This window comes from Mycobacterium sp. ACS1612, from assembly GCF_001667505.1.
Classification (GTDB): domain Bacteria; phylum Actinomycetota; class Actinomycetes; order Mycobacteriales; family Mycobacteriaceae; genus Mycobacterium.
Window position 1 is genome coordinate 21,595 of sequence record NZ_LZHZ01000074.1, and the last position, 18,373, is coordinate 39,967.

An 18,373-nucleotide genomic window follows, 5' to 3' on the forward strand; every position below is an offset into this window, starting at 1 on the left:
ACAGAGATGAACCACCGAGAGCGCGTTCACGCCGTTGGGTAAGGGTAGTGATTCGATTTGTCACCCCTGTCCCATGCATCGCGTAGACCAGGCGCTGTCGGATCCCAGTCCGGTCGGACATCGCGAGTCACCTCACGCAGGTCGCGGCGCAGATCCTCGAACGACGGCCGTCCCCAAAACCAGTAGCCGTTGTAGATGCGGTAGATCACCAAGCCCGGCTTCAGCACCAACGTATAGGGGATCATGGGATCGTGGTGCGGGTCGGTGTACTCCTGAATTTGAAGATCCTTCTGGACCTTTCGCCCCGCATCCGAGAGGAAGGTCCATTGGGCGCCAACCGATGCGCGAAACTCTGCGGTTTCAACGATGTTGTCGGTTGAGATCGTGACGATGCCGGTGTAGGCGACCGCGATCTTGGCATAGTTCGCGCTCAACTCGAGATGCTGCTGATGGTCTTTCGGGCAGAAGTGTCCCCGCGACAGCAACAAGATCATCGGGTCACCACCTTGAAGGTCGCTGAGCCTCCGACGAACCCGCCCGTGATCGGTCAGTTCATAGTCGGGAAACGTCGCCCCCGGAACAATGTCGCCTCGCACGGCGAACTCCTATCGACACACGTTGAGGGTTTCAAATGTGCTACGCGCCAGCCACTTCCCAGTCTTTGACATTCGCGATCGGGCCGAGCAGACCGGCGGGCAGGTCCGGCGTCAGCGGTTGACCCGCTCGGACACGGCGTGGCCAGTCACGATTGGCCAGGGCCGGCTTGGCCAGTGCGACGACGTCGGCGGCTCCGGAGGCGATCATGGCAGCGGCGTCACGCGGATCGTCGAGGTTGCCGTTGGCGATCACCGGCAGCCCACCGTATTCCTTTGCCAGCGCGGCCAGTGTCTTATTGGAATCGGTGAAGGCCGGTGCCAGAGAACGGTATTCGGTGGTATGGATGACGTCGATGCCGGTGTCGCCCAGAGTGCCGAAGATGACGGCTGCGTCCTGCTCGCAACCAGCCCAGCGATGGTAGTTGTCCGAGACCTTTCCCTGCGATATCCGAATGCCCGTCGCGATGTCCGAGCGACCGCCTGGACCACGTCGCGACACACCTCAGCGGCAAGCCGAACGCGGTTGCCCACGTCGCCGCCATACTCGTCGGTGCGCGTATTCATGTAGTCGGTGAGGAATTCGTCGAGCAAATAGCCATTCGCGCCGTGTATTTCCACGCCGTCGAATCCGGCTTCGCGCGCCTTCTTCGCCGCGTTGACGAAGGCCCCGCGGGCTTCGCTGATCTGCTCGCTGGTCATGGCCTCAGGTGTCGGGAACGGGCCCGCCCCGCGGTACATGGCGAGTTGTTTTCCCTTCGGGGGTACCGCCGACGGCCCAAGGGTGCGATCGGTGTGCGGGTTACCCTGCGACTGGCTGCCTGCGTGCATCAACTGGGCAAAGATCTTGGTCCCCGCTTCGTGGACTCTGTCCACGATCCGTCGCCAACATTCGGCTTGGGCGGAATCCGCAATACCCGGCTGAAAGAAATATCCTTGGCTGGCTTGGTGATCGATGTAGAGACCCTCGGTGATCAATAAGGCGAACCCGCCGTCGGCGAACCTGCGGTAGTACTCACCCATGCGAATCGTGGCCAGCCCCTCCGCCGTTGCACTCACTCGAGTCATCGGCGCCAGGGCGACACGATTTGTCAGCTCGACATCACCAATGGAGGTGGGACTGAAGAGTGTGTCGTACCGCGGTGCGCACATGACGTCGTCTTCTTTCGTGTCAGCAGAGTGACCGGCCGGTAAGCAAAATTGTCGACATCTGCGCACCCTGATGCCATAGCCCGCTGGGCGATATTCAGGGCCGTTAGGGATTACGAATAGCGACGGGGTCGGCTGCCGGCCGGCGCAACTCTGCCCGCGATCGGATACCGAGTTTGGTGAAGGCGTTGCGCACATGAGCTTTGACGGTGTGCGGAGAGAGATTCAGCCGCGCGGCGACTTCGCGATTGGTCGCGCCGTCGCCAATCATGTTGACAATCTTGAGCTCCGCATCGGTCAGGCTGTCCCATCCCGTCTTGTCGCGCGGGCTCGCGACGATTCGGCGCTCCACTCCCAATGCGCGTAGTACCCGGCCAACTCGGCGGGCGTCCGCATCTGCTTCGCAGTCGACGAAAGTGTCGAATGCGTCATTGAGTTGCTCGATCGCCTCGTCGATTCGGCCGGCCCTGGCGAGCTCTTTGCCGGCGTCCTCGCCTGCGCCCGCGCACAGAAGAGGGCGCCACTCACGCAGCATGTTGGCTGCGTCCATCAACGCATCCGGATCTCTTTCCAGAACGCCGCGCACGTGCCGAGCGACCGCCGCGAACAAGCGTGCTCCCCGACGCTCACGTTCGAGCACCTCGACGCTCTCCAGCACGCGTGCACGCAACCCGGCGTCCCCGGCGGCCGATGCCACTCGCGACATCAAGATCAACTGTTCGAAGACGTTCAACCAAAGCGGCGTGATGACTCTCGTGTGCTGCCCACTGAGCCAACGCACTGCCTCGTGAGTGTCATCGCGGTGCCACGCGGCCCGCGCCATCACATAGGCGGCGCCGCAGGACACCAGTGGTGACGTGCTCGCATACAACTCGAGCGCATCGTTCTTCATCTGCTGCAACGTTTTTCGGTCATCGGTCCGCACCGCAATTTCCGTCAGGACCATCGTTCGCATCATGTTGTTCTCGGTGACGGTCCCCCATTCGCTCGACGGCAACGCGTCGATGCTTACGCGAGCAGCGGCCAATTCGCCTGCCGCGATGCGCACCATGGCATCCAGGATGGTCAGTGGCGGAAGCGCCATCGCGTTGTGGTCACGGCGTGCTTGTGCAGTAGCGGCGGTGACCTGCTCGCGGGCCTGGTTCAGCCGACCGACGGTGACGAAAAGCCGGACACGGTGGACCACGGCGATGATGTGTCCCAGCGTCGCTGGCCCAGTGCCCATCAGGGCATCGACGTCGGCCATGCGCTGCGTCGCGCGCATGACATAGCCCTGCTGCTCGTCGAGGACCGCGAGCGCCGTTCCGCTGACAATCCGGGCTTCCAGATCACCCGTAGAGGTTGCGGCGACCATCGCCGTCGTTGCTGCCGACTGGTCGGCATGAAGACCGTTCACCACCTCGAAATAGGCCAGCCACGCGAGATGTCGGGCTCGGGTTGTGTCGTTGATGTCCGACAGCTGCAGCGCTCGGCGGTTATCCGCAATGCGTTGCCCGGGCTCCTCGTTGCCCGCTGCGACGCGCAGACGAATCTCGGCTTCGCTTTCCTGCGAGACCTCTGTCAACAGGACGCTCTCGGCCAGCTGCTGGGCTTGGCGATATCGGTTGGCCCTGTTCAACAGCACGACGGTGTCAGCCACCAACGGACCCCGCGCCGGGTCCCCAGGAAGAAGCAACTCGAGCGCGCGCCCGCTGAGATCGGCGGCGGTGCTCGGATCGCTTTGACCAACCACCGAGACCGCCTGGCGCAACGCCGTGATTGCACTTTGGTCACCCACCTCGGCGCTGCGGGCCAGCTGGGTGGCCACTTCCTCGGGCGCAGCTCCCATCTCGAGCATGGTGGCCGCCGACTGGCGTTCCATGGCTCGACGCAACGACCGGGGTATCGATTCACGCGTTGCCTCACGGAGCAAGCCGTGCCTGAACGTCAGTTGATCGCCACATTCCGTCAGCAGATCCGCACGAACCGCTTCCTGGACAGCCGACACCAGCGCAGTCGCCGGGCGGTCCAAGATCGTTGCGAGCACTGCCGCTGAAAATCGGTCGGGAAGTGTCGCCGCCACCCGCACTACCTCGGCCGCCTCCGCACTAAGACCCTCGAGGCGTTGCTCCATACCCACCGCCAGCCTGCGCGGAAGCCAGTCGCCCACAGCACTGGCCTGGCCGCCTTCGACGTTGAGCCGCCCTTCTTCGTCAAGTCCGCGGACGAGTTCCGTCAACAGGAAGGGACTGCCGTGCGCCTTGGCTGCCAGCATCAGCAGCGACTGGTCCGCCCTCGCCCGAACCGCGTCTTGCACGACATCTGCGACGGCTTCCGCCGACAAGGGCGCTAGCGGAATGAAGGCCGCTCCTGCACAACAGAGTTCAGATATCAGGTCACGGACCGGCGCGCCACCGGAACCGCTGCGCGCGGTGAATACCCATACCACGGAGGCCTGCAGCTGCATCGGCAGCGTGTGCAACGCCAGCAGTGTGGCATTGTCCGCCCAATGAATGTCGTCCAGCATGATGATGAGCGGTTGTCGACTGGCGGCTTCCGCGATGGCGGCTCGTAAGTCGTGAACGACCCAGTAGCGAAGGTCGGCCGACTGCCGCATGCCGCGCAACGCTTTGGCATCGCCGACGGGAGGATCGGCTTGCAACGTCGCCATGAACAGCGGGTAGAACGGCGCGGACTGCTGGTACTCGAATCCCCGCCCGAATAGTGTTCGGATACCATGGGTTTGAGCTCGGTCCGCGAACTCTGCAAGTAGCCGTGTCTTACCGATTCCCGGGGGACCGTCGACAACGACGACGCCACCCCTACCTTCGGCGACTGCGAGGATCGTCTCGTCGATGACAGCCAACTCAGCCGGTCGTCCGCGAACCGGCGGAAGTTCGCGTCGCTTGGCAGAATCGCACGCCGCAGTCCCCACGAAAGCCAAGCGAACCGCGCGTCGTTGCGTATCAGGGGTGGACTGCGAGACCGGAGGTTCGGCCCTGCTAGCGGTCATCCGGTTCCCTTCCGGCGTACGCCTCCACGCAAGCAGCACACGGTGGGGTGGGTTAGCTCACCCAGTATTTTGGGTCATAGGACCCAAAATGTCCATCGGTGTTTACTGAGACTCTGCTGGGAACGGATGCGACAGGCAGAAGGAAAACTTGGGGTCACGGAATCCCGTTGATGCCGGGGTGCTGGCCCGGCTGAACCGTTGGTGCTCCAGGCGCCTGAATTGGCGGCGTGAACAGGTTGCCGCCGGTCGGGCTGATGCTCTTCTCTGTCGGAGCGGTTGGTGGTGTGCTCGACGGTGTTGTGCTGGTCGTGGTGGTAGTCACGCTCGTCGACGTCGTCGCGGGACCGTGGTTGTCACTGGTTCCACATGCCGCCGCTGTCGCGATGATCGCGGCGCCGCCGATGACGACAACGACGGGATGCCCAATACGCTTGGAAGTCAACGTCTTACTCCTGTCTGAGCTGGCTACGCGCCGCTAATGCTTGCGGTGAACACCAGGCGGTTCGGTTGGCGCGGGCGGTGCGATCACCTGAGGGGTGAAGAGATTGCCTCCGGTGGGATTGATGCTCTTCTCCGTCGGCGGCGCAGGCGGCGCAGTGGTCGCTGCCGTCGACGTGGGGGTGGTCGTGGTTGGCGTCGTCGAGGGCGCCTGATTACCCGAACTTCCGCAGCCTGCGGCCATCGCAATGACTGCAGCACCAAGCGCGACGTCACAATGCGACGCATTGAGTACGCCATTTCCGACCCTCCTTACTGGCTGCCGACTAGCGACTCGTCGAGCGATGTAGGCACGTCGGGTGTGTCGCGATGGGCCTCCATCAGCTTCAGCCACACTTCGCTGATTGTGGGAAAGCACGGCACGGCATGCCACAATCGGTCCACGGGAACCCGGCCCGCGACGGCGACAGTGGCCGAATGCAACAGTTCGGCGACGCCTGGTCCGACGAAGGACACCCCTAGCAGGTGTTCGCGGTCGAGATCGACAACCATCCGAGCGTGCCCGGCGTAGCCGTCGGCATAGAAATTGGCGCCGGGCACGGTCTCCCCGATGTTCACGTCGACGATCTTGATGCGGTGCCCCGCTCGCTCGGCCTGCTCGGCGGTCAGACCAACGGATGCGGCCTCCGGATCCGTGAAGAAGACCTGCGGCGTCGCCTGTGAATCGGCGGTGGCGACGTGCGCACTCCACGGCGTCATATCCACCGGCGCTCCGTGGGCTCGGGCGGCAATTGCGTTGCTGGCCATGCGCGCCTGGTATTTGCCTTGGTGCGTCAGCAGCGCACGATGATTCGCGTCGCCCATGGCGTAGAGCCAACCGGCGTCGACGTTGCGGACAAGACACGTGTCGTCGACGTCGAGCCACGACCCTGGGGTGAGACCGATCGTTTCCAGCCCGATATCGCCGGTGTTGGGCGTTCGACCGATCGCGAAAAGGATTTCATCGGCCTCGATTTGGTCGCCGTTGTCGAGTCCGATCCAAACCAGCCCCGTGCCGCCGGGACGCCGCAGTTCCGCAACGGATACCCCCGTGCGGACCTCGACGCCGGCTTCCGTCAGGCCGCGGACGACGTGTTCACCGACGAACGGTTCCATTCTGGGTAGCAGGCGCGGTGTGCGTGTCAGCAAGGTCACCTTCGACCCGAGACCGCGCCACGCCGTGGCCATTTCGACGCCCACACCGCCCGCGCCGACCACAACCAATCGCGGTGGGACGATGCTGCTGTCGGTTGCTTTCCGATTGGTCCACGGCCTCGCCTCGGCGATTCCTGGTATATCGGGAAGCGTCGCGGTGCTGCCAGTGCAGATGGCAACGGCATGGCGCGCGGTCAACTCAACGAGCTTTCCGTCAGCGGTAGCGACCGAGACTCGCCGTGGCCCAGCCAAGCGTGCATGGCCGCGATACAGCGCGGCATCGAGTCCCTCCACGAATTCGGCTTGGCCGCTGTCGTCCCAGTTCGTGACGTATCGATCGCGACGGCGGAATACACCTGCGGCCGCGATGGCGCCGGTGACCGCCTCGCGAGCACCATCGATGCGTCGGGCGTCCGCGACTGCCAATACCGGTCGAAGTAGCGACTTACTCGGAACACAGCCCCAGTAGGAACATTCTCCGCCGACCAGCTCCCGCTCGACCACGGCCACCGACAATCCGGCTGAGCGGGTGCGCGCTGCGACGTTCTGGCCGACCGGACCGGCACCCAATACGATCACGTCCAACTCACCGTCGCAGGCCGCGCCCACGCCGGATGGCTGAAAAGAAGTACTCATGTCCGCAATCCCTTCCATTGCCGCTGCTTCATTGTGGTTAGTCGATCAAGCGGTTTGGGTCATACGCCTCAATGCTCCGCGCGCCGGTTCGCTGCTCTGATCGCGTCAGCGAGTGTCCAGAACGAGAGTCCCAACAATGGGATGTCCTTGAGCAGAAACTCTGCGAGGAGCGAGATCGCCGGGAAACCACCGCCCTTGGGTTCGCCTATTCCCGGAGTTGTGAAGAGAAAGCTCACCGTGGAAATGAACAGCACAATCGCGATCAGGCTGCCGATGATGGACAGCTTTGGAGCGAACGGCTTGATAGCGAGCAACACGGCGCACGAGACCTCGAGCACACCCAGCAGCGCCGAGAACGTGTAGACCGGCATGAAGCTGTACAGCCAGCCCATGAACGGGCTATTGGCCACAAGCGGTTGGATCTGATGAGCTTCGAAGTCGGCGAACTTCAACGCCCCGATCCAGCCGATGACGATGACGAGTCCGTATCGGCCCAGCACGCCGGCGATCGCGTCGATAGCTGTCAGATTGAGGAATCGGTCGACGGGCCGACGATTCGTACTGATGGTCATGGCTACTCCTGACGGATTATCGGTGACGCTTGAATCCCGCTGTTGGCAACAACTTTCGGCTTCATCAGAACCGATGCAGCCGCAAACCTAGCACCGATTGCGGTCCCCGCTCATTCGGATCGGTTATGTAGCCCATGAGCCAGATCCATGACCCCACCGCAGCGGATCACAGATCTCCAACTACTTCACAGACACGCAGTCGTTGGTCAGCGCAGTTGTCGAGCATCGATACGACCGAATGCTGTTGCCTGCCTGCGAAGGACCCCACACTTTCCACACTGCGGCCAGCTCGGCTGCACGTCTCCCAATTGGCTACTGATGACAGTCTGTGCCTTGCACCGCAATGGTTTTCGCGAAGAACGGCCCTCGATAATCTGTGGTCATGAAGCTTCGTATGCAGCACACCGCAGGCACATTTCTTCTAGCAGCCGCATTGGCCGCCGGCATATCGGCGCCACTGCCCACCGACGGAGCGGTAGGGCCGGGCGGCGGCTGCAACCACAACGCAGGACCGAATGAAAGAGGCGACGTCAGCGGCACCAGTCACGGCGCCGTCGGAGGCGGCGGCACCGAAGGCACGACGGGAATCGCGTCCGACGACAGCTGCCCGAGCAGCATGAGCAGCGTCAGCGGCGCGCGGGGACCTGCAGGCCCCACCATCGACGCCTCGACCACCGGACCCGACTCGCGTCCGCCCTCAGGTATCGGCTAACCGCCCGTCCGGCGCGCGTAGGCACGCAGCGCGAACGGCGCGAAAACGGCGGTCAGCGCCACCGACCACAGGATTGTCGCCAGAATCGGATGGTGCAACGGCAACTGGGCGGCTTCCGGGGCGGGCCCACCGTTTCCCCATAGTTCGCGCATCGCCTGCGCCAGTGACGACACCGGATTCCACTCAGCGACCGTGCGCAGCCACGGTTGCATCGGCTCGGTCGGTGCGAATGTGTTGGCCAGAAACGTAATTGGGAACAACACAGTGAACATGACGCCATTGACCGCCTCGACCGACCGCATCACCGAGCCGATCAGAATGCCGAACCAGATCATGGCGAAGCCGAACACCAGGATCAGCAGGAACGCCAACGCGGCCTCAGCGACACCGCCGCGGATCCGCCATCCGATCGCAAGTCCCGTCAGCGCCATCACCACGACGCCGATCGACGAGTGCAACAAACTGGCCACGCTACGGCCGATCAACACCGACGACCGGGAGATCGGCAGCGAGCGGAACCGGTCGATGATGCCCTTCTCGACGTCGGCCGTGATGCCCGACGCCACCACGAACGCCGTGAAGACGATGGTCTGCGCCTGGATGCCCGGCAGCAGGAACTCGCGGTAGGACGCGCCACCGCCCGTCGCGATGGACGCGCCGAAGACGAACGCGAACAACAGCACGAACATGATCGGTTGCACCGTCACATCGCTGAGCATCTCGGGCATCCGTTTGGTGTGAGTCATGTTGCGCTTCACCATGATCCACGACTGCTGGGCGATGTTGGTGGGATGGGTGCGTGCCGGGGGCAGCTCGATGCGCGCCTGCGTGGTGGTCGCGGTCATGGGCCTACCTCTTCTTCGGTGCGGTGTCCGGTGAGCGAGAGGAACACGTCGTCGAGGCTGGGCCGGGACAGCCCGATGTCGTCGACGTCGATGTCGCTGTCGCGGAGCCAGCCCGCGACGCGGACCATGTCGGCCAGACCGTCGGCCGCCGAGGTCAACTGCCGAGCACCCGCGTCGACGAACACCTCGGTGCCGGTCTTGCCCAGCAGCGCCTCGGCGGCGGGCAGGTCGTCGGCGTTCGAGACGGTGACCACCAGGCTGGCGTTGCCCGCCTGCTGCTTGAGCTGCAGCGGCGAGCCTTCGGCGATGATCCTGCCCTTGTCGATCACCACGATGTTGTCGGCCAACTGGTCGGCCTCCTCCAGATACTGCGTGGTCAGCAGCAGCGTGGTGCCGCCCTGCACCAGCCCGCGCAGCACCTCCCACAGGTCGCTGCGGCTGCGCGGATCCAGCCCGGTGGTGGGCTCGTCGAGGAACAGCACCGGCGGCGATGCCAGCAGGCTGACCGCGAGATCCAGCCGCCTGCGCATGCCCCCCGAGTAGGACTTGACCACCCGGTCTGCGGCGTCGGCGATCGAAAACTGTTCCAGCAGTTGATCGCCCAACCGCGCCAGTTCCTTGCGGCGGATGCCGTACAGGCCGCCGATCATCCGGATGTTCTCGCGCCCGGTGAGCAGTTCGTCGACGGTGGCGACCTGGCCCGTGAGCCCCATGTTGCGGCGCACCTTGTCGGGTTCGCGGACCACGTCGTATCCGGCGACGCGGGCGGTGCCGCTGGTGGGCAAGGTCAGCGTGGTCATCATCCGCACCGTGGTGGTCTTGCCCGCCCCGTTGGGCCCCAGCAGTCCGAGCACGGTGCCCGGTTCGACCGCGAAGCTGACGCCGTCCACTGCCGGCCTGTCCGAGGCGATATCCCCGAACTGCTTGACGAGGTCAACGGCCTCGATCGCGGGTGTCATGTAACCGACGGTATCGGCGCGGCACGACACCCGGCCAATGGTTTGTTTCCATGTCTCGTTTGCCTGACTGCGGGTACAACAGTGTCAGGAGTACCCGAATGAACGCGCAGTGGTTCGTTGCCCCTGAGTACTGGCCGGCCAGGCAGGTCCTCCAGCGCGGCGTTGCGGTCGTGTACCTGATCGCGTTCATCGGCGCTGCGCGACAGTTTCGTGCGCTGATCGGTGAGCACGGCATGCTGCCGGTGCCGCGGTTCGTCGACCGGGTGCCATTCCGGGTGGCACCGAGCATTTTCCACTTCCACTATTCGGACCGGATGTTCGCCGCCGTCTGCTGGGTGGGCGCGGCGTTGTCGGCGGCGGTCGTCGTCGGAGTGCTCGATGTGGTGCCGTTGCTGGCGACGATCGTGATCTGGCTGGCGCTGTGGGTGCTGTACCTGTCAATCGTCAACGTCGGGCAGCGTTGGTATGGATTCGGCTGGGAGTCACTGCTTTTGGAGGCCGGCTTCATCGCGATCTTCCTTGGCAACGACGACGTCGCACCCCCGCTGCTGACGATCCTGCTCGCCCGCTGGCTGCTGTTCCGGGTGGAGTTCGGCGCCGGTCTGATCAAGCTGCGCGGCGACCCGTGCTGGCGGGATCTGAGCTGCCTGGACTACCACCACGAGACGCAGCCGATGCCCGGCCCGCTGAGTTGGTTCTTCCACCATCTGCCCAAGCCGCTGCACCGGATGGAGGTGGCGGGCAACCACTTCGCCCAACTGGTGGTGCCCTTCGCGCTGTTCGCACCGCAACCGGTGGCGAGCGTGGCGGGCGCGATCGTGATCGGCACCCAGTTGTGGCTGGTGTTCTCCGGCAACTTCGCGTGGTTGAACTGGCTGACGATCCTCCTCGGCTTCAGCGCCGTCGCGGGCCCCGCGACCCGCACGCTGCCTGACCCGCCGCTGTGGTTCGCCGCTCTGGTGGTCGCGTTCACGGTGGTGACCGTCGTGCTCAGTTTCTGGCCTGTGCGCAACATGGTGTCGAGCCACCAGCGGATGAACGCCGCATTCAATCCCATTCATCTGATCAACACCTACGGCGCGTTCGGCAGCATCGGCCGTAGGCGCCTCGAGGTGGTGATCGAAGGCACCGACGAGGCCGAGATCACCGAGCACACCGTCTGGAGGGAGTACGAATTCAAGGGCAAACCCGGCGACCCGCGCCGGCTGCCCCGACAGTGGGCGCCTTACCATCTGCGGCTGGACTGGTTGATGTGGTTCGCCGCGCTGTCACCGCACTATGCGCGGGACTGGATGGGGCCGTTCATCATTCGGCTGCTATGCAACGATCCGCCGACGCTGCGGCTGCTGCGGCACAACCCGTTCCCCGAGTCACCGCCGCGTTACGTGCGCGCCCAACTGTACGAATACCGGTTCACCACCTGGCACGAACTGCGGCGCGACCACGCATGGTGGAATCGCACCCTGGTCGGCGAGTTCCTGCCGCCCGTGGCGCTCGGAAAATCGCCGCGAACCACCGCAAGATGACGTAGTTAGGTGACCAGGGAGACCGAGTTCGACCGGCGCAGCTTGCCCGACGACGTCTTCGGGATGCTGCCCGGGCCGAGCACGACGACATTGCGCGGTCGCACGTCGACCTCGCTGACCACCTCGTGAGCGACCTGATGCTCGATGCGACGCACCTCGGCCGGATCCTGCCAGTTGTTGGACTCGACGGCCACGGCGAACGTCTCGCGCGAATGCCCGGCGTCGAGTCGCACCGCGACGGCGCAGCCCGGCCGCACGCCCTCGACGCGACCTGCGGCCCGCTCGATGTCAGTTGGATAGATGTTGCGGCCGGCCATGATGATCACGTCCTTGACGCGGCCGCACACGATGATGTTGCCCTCTTCGGTGATGTAGCCGAGGTCGCCGGTGTCATACCAACCGTGCTCGTCCTGCGCGGGGATGAAACCGCCCATGGTCATGTAGCCGGGCGTCACGCACTCACCGCGCAACTCGATCACCCCGACACCGCGCGGCGGCATCACGCTGCCGTGCTCGTCGATGACTCGGGCCTCGAGGTCGGTCAGCAGCGGGCCGAGCGAGGCCAGCCTGCGGGTGTTGCCCTTCGTCGCGGGCACCGCGCGGCGCAGCGCGGCCAGCAGATCGGCGTCCACCTCGTCGACCACCAGACCGGCGCCGCACGGCGAGAACGACACCGCCAGCGTCGTCTCGGCCATGCCATAGGCCGGCAGGATCGCATCGGGCTTGAGCCCGAACGGCTTGCCCGCGTCGAGCAGGTCCTCGACGTCGGCCGGCTCGACGGGTTCGGCACCGGACAGCGCGAACCGCAGCGTCGACAGGTCGAACTCGCCGGGCTTGGCCTGGCGGCGCAGCCGCTTGGCGAACAGCGCGTAGGCGAAGTTCGGAGCGGCGGTCATCGTGCCCTTGTACTTGTCGATGAGCTTGGCCCACAGCAGGGTGTCGCGCAGGAAGTCCATCGGCGTGACCTTGACCAGTTCGGCGCCGAAATACATCGGGATGGTCAGGAAGCCGACCATGCCCATGTCGTGGAAGCAGGGCAGCCAGCTGACCATGACGTCCTTGTCGACGTCGTACTGGGCGCCGATGAACATCGCCTCGGCGTTGGAGTAGATGTTGCGGTGGGTGATCTGCACCGCCTTCGGCGATCCCGTCGAACCCGACGTCAGCTGCATCAGCGCCAGGTCGTCCTCACCGACGTCGATCGGATCGGTCGGGTCGGAGGCCAGCAGGTCGGTGATGGTGAGGACCTTGATGCCCTTCTCCTCGAGCACCGGGATGGCCACCATGAACGGCTCGGACACGATGACGGCCTTGGCCTCGATCATGGCGATCACGTTCATGGTGTCTTCGGCCCAGACCACCAGGTCGGTGCGCGGTGTGGGCTGGTGCAGCATGGTCAGGCTCGCGCCACGCATCCACAGGCCCTGCGCGGTCGGCGCGATCTCGACCGGGAACCCGGCCAGCACGCCGACGGCGTCACCGAGGCCGATACCCGCCTGCGCCAGGCCACCTGCGATACAGCGGGCACGCTCGTGGACCTCACCCCAGGTGTGACGCACAGGCTCATAAGGTTCACCGGTGACCATGCCCGTCTTCGCGGTCCGGGCGTTGTGGTACATCTTCTCGGTGAATCTGCTCACGCCAACCTCCTAATGGGTCCCAGAGCAAACCTCTGGGTGTAATGCTCCCGCTGATAGAGGGCGCTTTCGCGTAGACGCGCACACAATTGGGGAGCGGTTCGGTCTCGAATCGGGGATATGCCTATATATCCGAACAAGCCACCACCGGGGTTACCGGTGGTCGAAAAGGCCGCGCCCGATTCCTGACCGCTAGCTTTCACCGCGGATCATCTTAAGCAACTCTTAAGTAGCCGCCAAACCGACGCGATAAATGAGGTCTGGGTCACACCGACGTCGATGGCGTCGGCACGACGCGGGCGCCGTGCACCGGCCCGCTGGCCACCCGTACCGTGCGGCACACCCCGGCACCGGCGAGTTGCGCCCCGACGTCGACGGCCTGCGACGCGGTCCTGCACAGGAACGCACACGTTGGTCCTGATCCCGACACGATGCCCGCCAGCGCACCGGCCTCCTCGCCCGCGCGCAGTGTGCGGCGCAGCCCCGGGTCGAGGCTCAGCGCCGCCGGCTGCAGGTCGTTGCCGAGCAGCGGCGCCAACTCTGCCGGGTCACCCGACGCCAGCGCGGCCAGCACCGGCTCTGGATCCTCCAGCCGCGGCGGGGCGTCGCGGCCCGCACCTGCGGTGTCGCGCAACCGGTCGAGTTCGGTGAACACCGCGGGCGTCGACAGCCCGCGGTCGGCGAACGCCAGCACCCAGTGGAACGTGCTGCGGGCCAGCACGGTGGCCAGTTCCTCGCCGCGGCCGGTGCCCAGCGCGGTGCCGCCGTGCAGCGCGAACGGGACGTCGCTGCCCAACTGGGCGGCCAGGGCGTGCAGATCGCGTCGCGGCACCCCGAGTTCCCACAGCGTGTTCATCGCGACCAGCACCCCGGCGGCGTCGGCGCTGCCGCCCGCCATCCCGCCCGCGACGGGGATCGTCTTGTCGATGGAGATCGCGACGTCCGGCGCCCGGCCGACGTGGTCGGCCATCAACTCGGCGGCTCGCCAGGCCAGGTTGCGCTCGTCGGCGGGCAGCGAGTCCACGCCCTCCCCCGCCATCTCGAGCGACAACACGTCGGCCGTGCTGACCGTCACCTCGTCGAGCAGCGAGACGGCATGAAAGACGGTGGTCAACTCGTGGTAGCCGTCGTCGCGACGGTCGCCGACGGACAGATACAGGTTGACCTTGCCGGGCACGCGCACGGTGACCGACCCGGTGGGAACCCACTCGGATGCGGTACTGCCGTCGGACGCGGACACGGCACGACACTAACGCCGCCGCTGGTTTCCGGCAGGCGAACCCACCCGGCAAAACTAGGCTGGACAAGTGCTGTCCCCCGGCGAACGGTACGAGGGTTACGTGGTGGACGCGGTTCTGGGCCACGGCGGGTACGCGACGGTCTACCGGGCGCGCGAGGCAACCCAACCATACCGGGTGGTGGCGTTGAAAGTTCTCGACACCCATCATCGTCAGCCGGCCCAGATCGCCCAGTTGCAGCGGGGATTCGACATCGCGAAGCGTCTCGACCACCCGCACATCATCAAGACCTACCAGAGCGGACCCGGTTGGCTGGCAATCGAATTGGTCAACGGTGGCACGGTGACCAGGCTTCGGGAGTTGCCCGACCGGCTGCTCGCATTGGCCCAGATCGCCGAAGCACTCGACCACGCCCACCAGCGCGGCGTGGTGCACTGCGACGCCAAGCCCACCAATATCCTTGTCTCGCAGCCTTTTTCCGAACGCGGCGCGGTGTTGATCGATTTCGGGATCGCCCATCTGATGGCGAAGGACGTCAGCCACCGGCCCACGCACGTCGTGGCGTCGCTGCCCTACGCCGCACCGGAACTGCTGCGCGGGCAGACGCCGTCGGCCGCGACCGACGAGTATGCGCTGGCGTGCACCGCGTCCGAGTTGATCACCGGCGCACCGCCATTCACCGCGAAGACGTCGTTCGAACTGGTCGACGAACACCTGCACGCGCCGCCGCCGAAGCTGTCGCGCAAAGTCGCCTGGCTACCTCACGCGTTCGACTCGATGATGAGCAAGGCGCTGGCGAAGAACCCCGACAACCGATACGAGACGTGCTCGGAGTTCATCGCGTTGATCACCCGCGCGTTGCGGTAGCTAGACGACGCGGATTTGCGGCTGCTCGGCTGGCTGCTCCTCGGCCTGCTTGGCCGCCTGCTTCGGGGCTGGCTCCCATTCGTCGGACCGCTGCAGCAGCCGGACGAAATCCGCGACCGACAGCGTCTCGCCGCGGCGTGACGGGTCGATGCTCGCCGCCAGCAGTCGGCGGGCCGACTCGTTACCCGAGCCCGCCCACTCCGCGAACGCGTTGCGCGACGTCTTGCGGCGCTGAGCGAATGCCACGTCGATCAACTCGAACACCTTGCCGCGGAAGTCGGCGTCGGTGGGCCATGGAGAAACCTCGTGCCGGTCGATACGCACGAGCCCCGAGTACACCCGCGGAATCGGCCAGAACACCGTCGGCGACACCATGCCGTAGCGCCGGACGTTGCCGAAGAAGCGGACCTTGACGCTGGGCACGCCGTAGTCCTTGCCGCCCGGTTCGGCGGCCAGCCGCTCGGCGACCTCCGCCTGCACCATGACCATCACCGTGCGGATGGACGGGAACTCGGCGAGCAGGTGCAGCAGCGCCGGGACCGCGACGTTGTACGGAAGGTTCGCCACCAGCGCGGTGGGCTGTTCCTCCACTTCCGGGGCTTGCACCGTCAGAATGTCGCGGTTGAGCACCGTCAGCCGGTTGATCTCGCTGTGGGAGTGCTCGGCGATGGTCTTCGGAAGCTGCCGGGCCAACACCGGGTCGATCTCGACGGCCGTCACCCTGGCGCCCCTGTCGAGCAGGGCCAAGGTCAGCGATCCGAGCCCGGGTCCGACCTCCAGGACGTGATCGTGACGATTCACGCCAGAGGCCGAGACGATACGGCGAACGGTGTTCGCGTCATGAACGAAATTCTGGCCGAAAGATTTACGGGGCCTGAAGTCGATCTCTTTCGCCAGGTGCCTTATCTCGGTCCGCCCGAGGAGTCGAATAGTCAGCGCGCTCCAATCCTCCCGCTACACACGGGCCACGCGCCCCACCCTTGTCGCGCCCGAGTGACCTCAGCAATCGCGATCTGTTCTTCTCTTGTCGCCAGATCCGCCCTCGGAGCATACCTCAGACCCCCTTGGCGTTCCCAGGTGTTTTGATCAAATTGAACGCCACCGTAAAATCCGTTGCCAGTGTTGATGGCCCAGTTACCACCGGCTTCACATTTGGCCAGCGAATCCCAAATACCGGGATTAGTTACCGGGGGAACTTCTGTACCCGGTTTTGCACCGATCCGCGTCACCCCGTCGCGGGCCGGAACGACAACGACATTGGCTACTGGCAACTTGCCGGTCTCGACGCCGTTGACGGTTGCCACCGCGAAAGTCACGTCCTGGGTTCCCTGCGTGCCGGGGTCCTCGACGACCTGTCGGCTCATATTCATCGTGGGGTCGGGAATCTGCTTGTTTTCGGGTTCAAGCGGAATCCGCTCGGTGACTTTGTCGATGCGAATTCGGGTCACCTGGATGGACATGTCGTCGACGATCGGCGACCACGCGGGCGGCACCACGGCGTCGTTCTGCTCGAGCGGAACACCCGCCGCTTGGAGCAGTCCGGCAACGTTCGGCGCCGCGATGTGAACCGTCCGGATGACACCAGCGTCGTTGAGCTGCACCGTTTTTGCGCTCACCACGGGCAGCGACATACCTGCCAGCGGAACACGGCTACCGCGCGACGCCGCGGCCGGGGCCTTGTCCGACATCCGCAGTTGCGCCAGCGCCTCGTCGACCGTCGACGCGGTGGTCCACACCTGTCGGCTGTTCTCGCCGTCGAGCGAGATCTGCAACGGCCTGCTGCGGCGCAGCACGATCGATTCGGACTGATGTACGGGCGCGTTGGCGGCCGGGTAGATGTCGTCGCGTTCTCCGACGTTGAAGCCGTTCTCCTTGACCACGTCGATGACGCGGGACTTCATCGTGGCAACGGTCATCTCGGAGCCGTCGACGGTCAGCTTGACCGTCTTGTGTGCGGCGACGGCAATGCCGCCTGCGAAGGTGAGCGTGAGCAACAGCGCGCCGACCAGCAGGCGGAGCATCGGCGAGCGCGCTTCGTGGAGCTTGTTCAGAGTATTCAAGATGTTTAATGCCTGGTCTATCCCCGACTATCGGACGGTCGCCGGCCGGAGCCGCCCCCCCGTTCGATCACAGCACGGTAACGAATTGGTCTAGGAGCGGCAACTGGTGAGCCCATAGGCTCGGACGGCGGTCGTAGTACTTGCCTGGGCAATTTCTTCTGCCGGGCGGTCGACGACTTCGGCGAGCGCCCTCACTGTGTAGGGCAGGCAGTACGGCTCGTTCGGCGCTCCACGATACGGGTGCGGAGTCAAAAACGGCGCATCGGTCTCCACGAGCAGCTGGTCGGGCGGGATCAGCGGGGCCGCTTCGCGCAGCGTTTTGGCGTTTTTGAAGCTGACCGTGCCGGCCAGACTGAGCAGCCACCCGTTGGCCACACAGGTGCGCGCCATCGCCGCGTCCGACGAGAAGCAGTGGAAGATGACAGTCTCCGGCGCGCCCTCGGCAGCGAGCACGTCGAGCACCTCGGCGTCGGCGTCACGGTTGTGGATCATCAGCGGCTTGCCGGTGCGCTTGGCGAGGTCGATGTGCCAGGCGAACGCGTCGCGCTGGGCGGCGGGCGCCGCGCAGCCGTCGAGCTTGCCTGGCCAGTACATGTCCATGCCGGTTTCGCCGATCGCGACGACGCGGGGATGCTCGGCCAGTCGCTCGAGGACGGCCTTGGCTTCGTCGGTGAGCGCATCGGCCCGCGTCGGGTGCAGCGCCACGGCGGCGTACACGCGGGCGTCCCAGTCGGTTGCCTGGGTCACCCAACGGGCGGACTCCAGATCGTCGGCGATGGTGACGACGGCCTGCACCCCGACCGCGGCCGCGCGGTCGACGATCGCCGTGACGCTCGCCGCGTCCGTGGCGCCGCAGGCGTCGAGGTGTGTGTGCGCGTCGATCAGGGGGGCTAGCGGCTCGGGGGCGGGCGGCGCCGGACGACTCGAGCTCACCTGGACACCATAAGCTGAGCGC

15 protein-coding genes and 1 pseudogene are annotated in these 18,373 nt (G+C 65.2%); 3 read left to right on the forward strand and 13 right to left on the reverse strand.

Features of this window, described 5'->3' with window-relative positions; all coding sequences use genetic code 11:
• Positions 1-26 precede the first annotated feature (26 nt).
• The 6 genes and pseudogenes from A5724_RS31345 to A5724_RS31370 all read right to left on the reverse strand — a co-directional run bounded on the left by A5724_RS31345 (position 27) and on the right by A5724_RS31370 (position 7,574).
• On the reverse strand, positions 27-596 hold the full coding sequence (locus A5724_RS31345; protein ID WP_197518865.1) for a redoxin domain-containing protein: 570 nt from the start codon (positions 594-596) through the stop codon (positions 27-29).
• 40 nt (positions 597-636) lie between these two features.
• Positions 637-1,940, reverse strand: a pseudogene (locus A5724_RS35265) (NADH:flavin oxidoreductase).
• The gene (locus A5724_RS31355) at positions 1,849-4,656 is read right to left on the reverse strand and encodes a LuxR family transcriptional regulator (RefSeq protein WP_255397319.1); all 2,808 of its coding nucleotides are present in this window, start codon (positions 4,654-4,656) and stop codon (positions 1,849-1,851) included. The pseudogene A5724_RS35265 and the gene A5724_RS31355 overlap by 92 nt, the downstream one beginning before the upstream one ends.
• 232 nt (positions 4,657-4,888) lie before the next feature.
• On the reverse strand, positions 4,889-5,176 hold the full coding sequence (locus A5724_RS33465; protein ID WP_082965377.1) for a hypothetical protein: 288 nt from the start codon (positions 5,174-5,176) through the stop codon (positions 4,889-4,891).
• Between the two features lie 308 nt (positions 5,177-5,484).
• On the reverse strand, positions 5,485-7,002 hold the full coding sequence (locus A5724_RS31365; RefSeq protein WP_067812015.1) for an NAD(P)/FAD-dependent oxidoreductase: 1,518 nt from the start codon (positions 7,000-7,002) through the stop codon (positions 5,485-5,487).
• A gap of 68 nt (positions 7,003-7,070) precedes the next feature.
• A complete protein-coding gene (locus A5724_RS31370; RefSeq protein ID WP_067811801.1) occupies positions 7,071-7,574 on the reverse strand; it encodes a YkgB family protein in 504 nt (167 codons plus the stop codon).
• A 382-nt stretch (positions 7,575-7,956) separates the two neighbouring features.
• Between A5724_RS31370 and A5724_RS31375 the strand changes: the two genes are divergently transcribed.
• On the forward strand, positions 7,957-8,286 hold the full coding sequence (locus A5724_RS31375; RefSeq protein ID WP_156752535.1) for a hypothetical protein: 330 nt from the start codon (positions 7,957-7,959) through the stop codon (positions 8,284-8,286).
• On the opposite strand, the gene A5724_RS31380 is transcribed toward A5724_RS31375, so the two are convergent.
• Together A5724_RS31380 and A5724_RS31385 are read right to left on the reverse strand one after the other, a co-directional pair.
• Positions 8,283-9,131: an ABC transporter permease gene (locus tag A5724_RS31380; RefSeq protein ID WP_067811805.1), complete on the reverse strand. Its 849-nt coding sequence runs from the start codon at positions 9,129-9,131 to the stop codon at positions 8,283-8,285. The two genes, A5724_RS31375 and A5724_RS31380, sit on opposite strands and share 4 nt — an antisense overlap.
• Positions 9,128-10,090, reverse strand: coding sequence for an ATP-binding cassette domain-containing protein (locus tag A5724_RS31385; RefSeq protein WP_067812017.1), 963 nt, complete (start codon positions 10,088-10,090; stop codon positions 9,128-9,130). The genes A5724_RS31380 and A5724_RS31385 overlap by 4 nt, the downstream gene beginning before the upstream one ends.
• Before the next feature lie 98 nt (positions 10,091-10,188).
• Here A5724_RS31385 and A5724_RS31390 point away from each other — a divergent pair, with 98 nt between their 5' ends.
• On the forward strand, positions 10,189-11,616 hold the full coding sequence (locus A5724_RS31390) for a lipase maturation factor family protein (protein ID WP_067811807.1): 1,428 nt from the start codon (positions 10,189-10,191) through the stop codon (positions 11,614-11,616).
• Positions 11,617-11,621: 5 nt separating this feature from the next.
• Here the strand turns inward: A5724_RS31390 and A5724_RS31395 are convergent, their stop codons facing one another.
• Together A5724_RS31395 and A5724_RS31400 are read right to left on the reverse strand one after the other, a co-directional pair.
• Positions 11,622-13,256: a fatty acyl-AMP ligase gene (locus tag A5724_RS31395; protein ID WP_067811809.1), complete on the reverse strand. Its 1,635-nt coding sequence runs from the start codon at positions 13,254-13,256 to the stop codon at positions 11,622-11,624.
• A gap of 262 nt (positions 13,257-13,518) precedes the next feature.
• Positions 13,519-14,493, reverse strand: a complete 975-nt coding sequence (locus A5724_RS31400; RefSeq protein ID WP_067811810.1) for a 4-(cytidine 5'-diphospho)-2-C-methyl-D-erythritol kinase — start codon at positions 14,491-14,493, stop codon at positions 13,519-13,521.
• A 67-nt stretch (positions 14,494-14,560) separates the two neighbouring features.
• On the opposite strand from A5724_RS31400, the gene A5724_RS31405 reads away from it, so the two are divergent.
• The gene (locus tag A5724_RS31405; protein WP_067811812.1) at positions 14,561-15,358 is read left to right on the forward strand and encodes a serine/threonine-protein kinase; all 798 of its coding nucleotides are present in this window, start codon (positions 14,561-14,563) and stop codon (positions 15,356-15,358) included.
• On the opposite strand, the gene rsmA is transcribed toward A5724_RS31405, so the two are convergent.
• The 3 genes from rsmA to A5724_RS31420 all read right to left on the reverse strand — a co-directional run bounded on the left by rsmA (position 15,359) and on the right by A5724_RS31420 (position 18,351).
• Positions 15,359-16,294 (reverse strand): 16S rRNA (adenine(1518)-N(6)/adenine(1519)-N(6))-dimethyltransferase RsmA, encoded by a 936-nt coding sequence (gene rsmA, locus A5724_RS31410; protein WP_067811814.1) that lies wholly within the window; start codon positions 16,292-16,294, stop codon positions 15,359-15,361.
• Positions 16,291-17,418, reverse strand: coding sequence for a resuscitation-promoting factor (locus tag A5724_RS31415; RefSeq protein ID WP_156752536.1), 1,128 nt, complete (start codon positions 17,416-17,418; stop codon positions 16,291-16,293). The genes rsmA and A5724_RS31415 overlap by 4 nt, the downstream gene beginning before the upstream one ends.
• A 90-nt stretch (positions 17,419-17,508) precedes the next feature.
• Positions 17,509-18,351, reverse strand: coding sequence for a TatD family hydrolase (locus A5724_RS31420; RefSeq protein ID WP_067811816.1), 843 nt, complete (start codon positions 18,349-18,351; stop codon positions 17,509-17,511).
• Positions 18,352-18,373 lie beyond the last annotated feature (22 nt).

Coding starts and splice junctions, on each gene's coding strand:
- A5724_RS31365 (WP_067812015.1), bottom strand. CDS start 7,002: ATGAGTACTTCTTTTCAGCCATCCGGCGTGGGCGCGGCCTGCGACGGT.
- A5724_RS31375 (WP_156752535.1), top strand. CDS start 7,957: ATGAAGCTTCGTATGCAGCACACCGCAGGCACATTTCTTCTAGCAGCC.
- A5724_RS31380 (WP_067811805.1), bottom strand. CDS start 9,131: ATGACCGCGACCACCACGCAGGCGCGCATCGAGCTGCCCCCGGCACGC.
- A5724_RS31370 (WP_067811801.1), bottom strand. CDS start 7,574: ATGACCATCAGTACGAATCGTCGGCCCGTCGACCGATTCCTCAATCTG.
- A5724_RS31385 (WP_067812017.1), bottom strand. CDS start 10,090: ATGACACCCGCGATCGAGGCCGTTGACCTCGTCAAGCAGTTCGGGGAT.
- A5724_RS31390 (WP_067811807.1), top strand. CDS start 10,189: ATGAACGCGCAGTGGTTCGTTGCCCCTGAGTACTGGCCGGCCAGGCAG.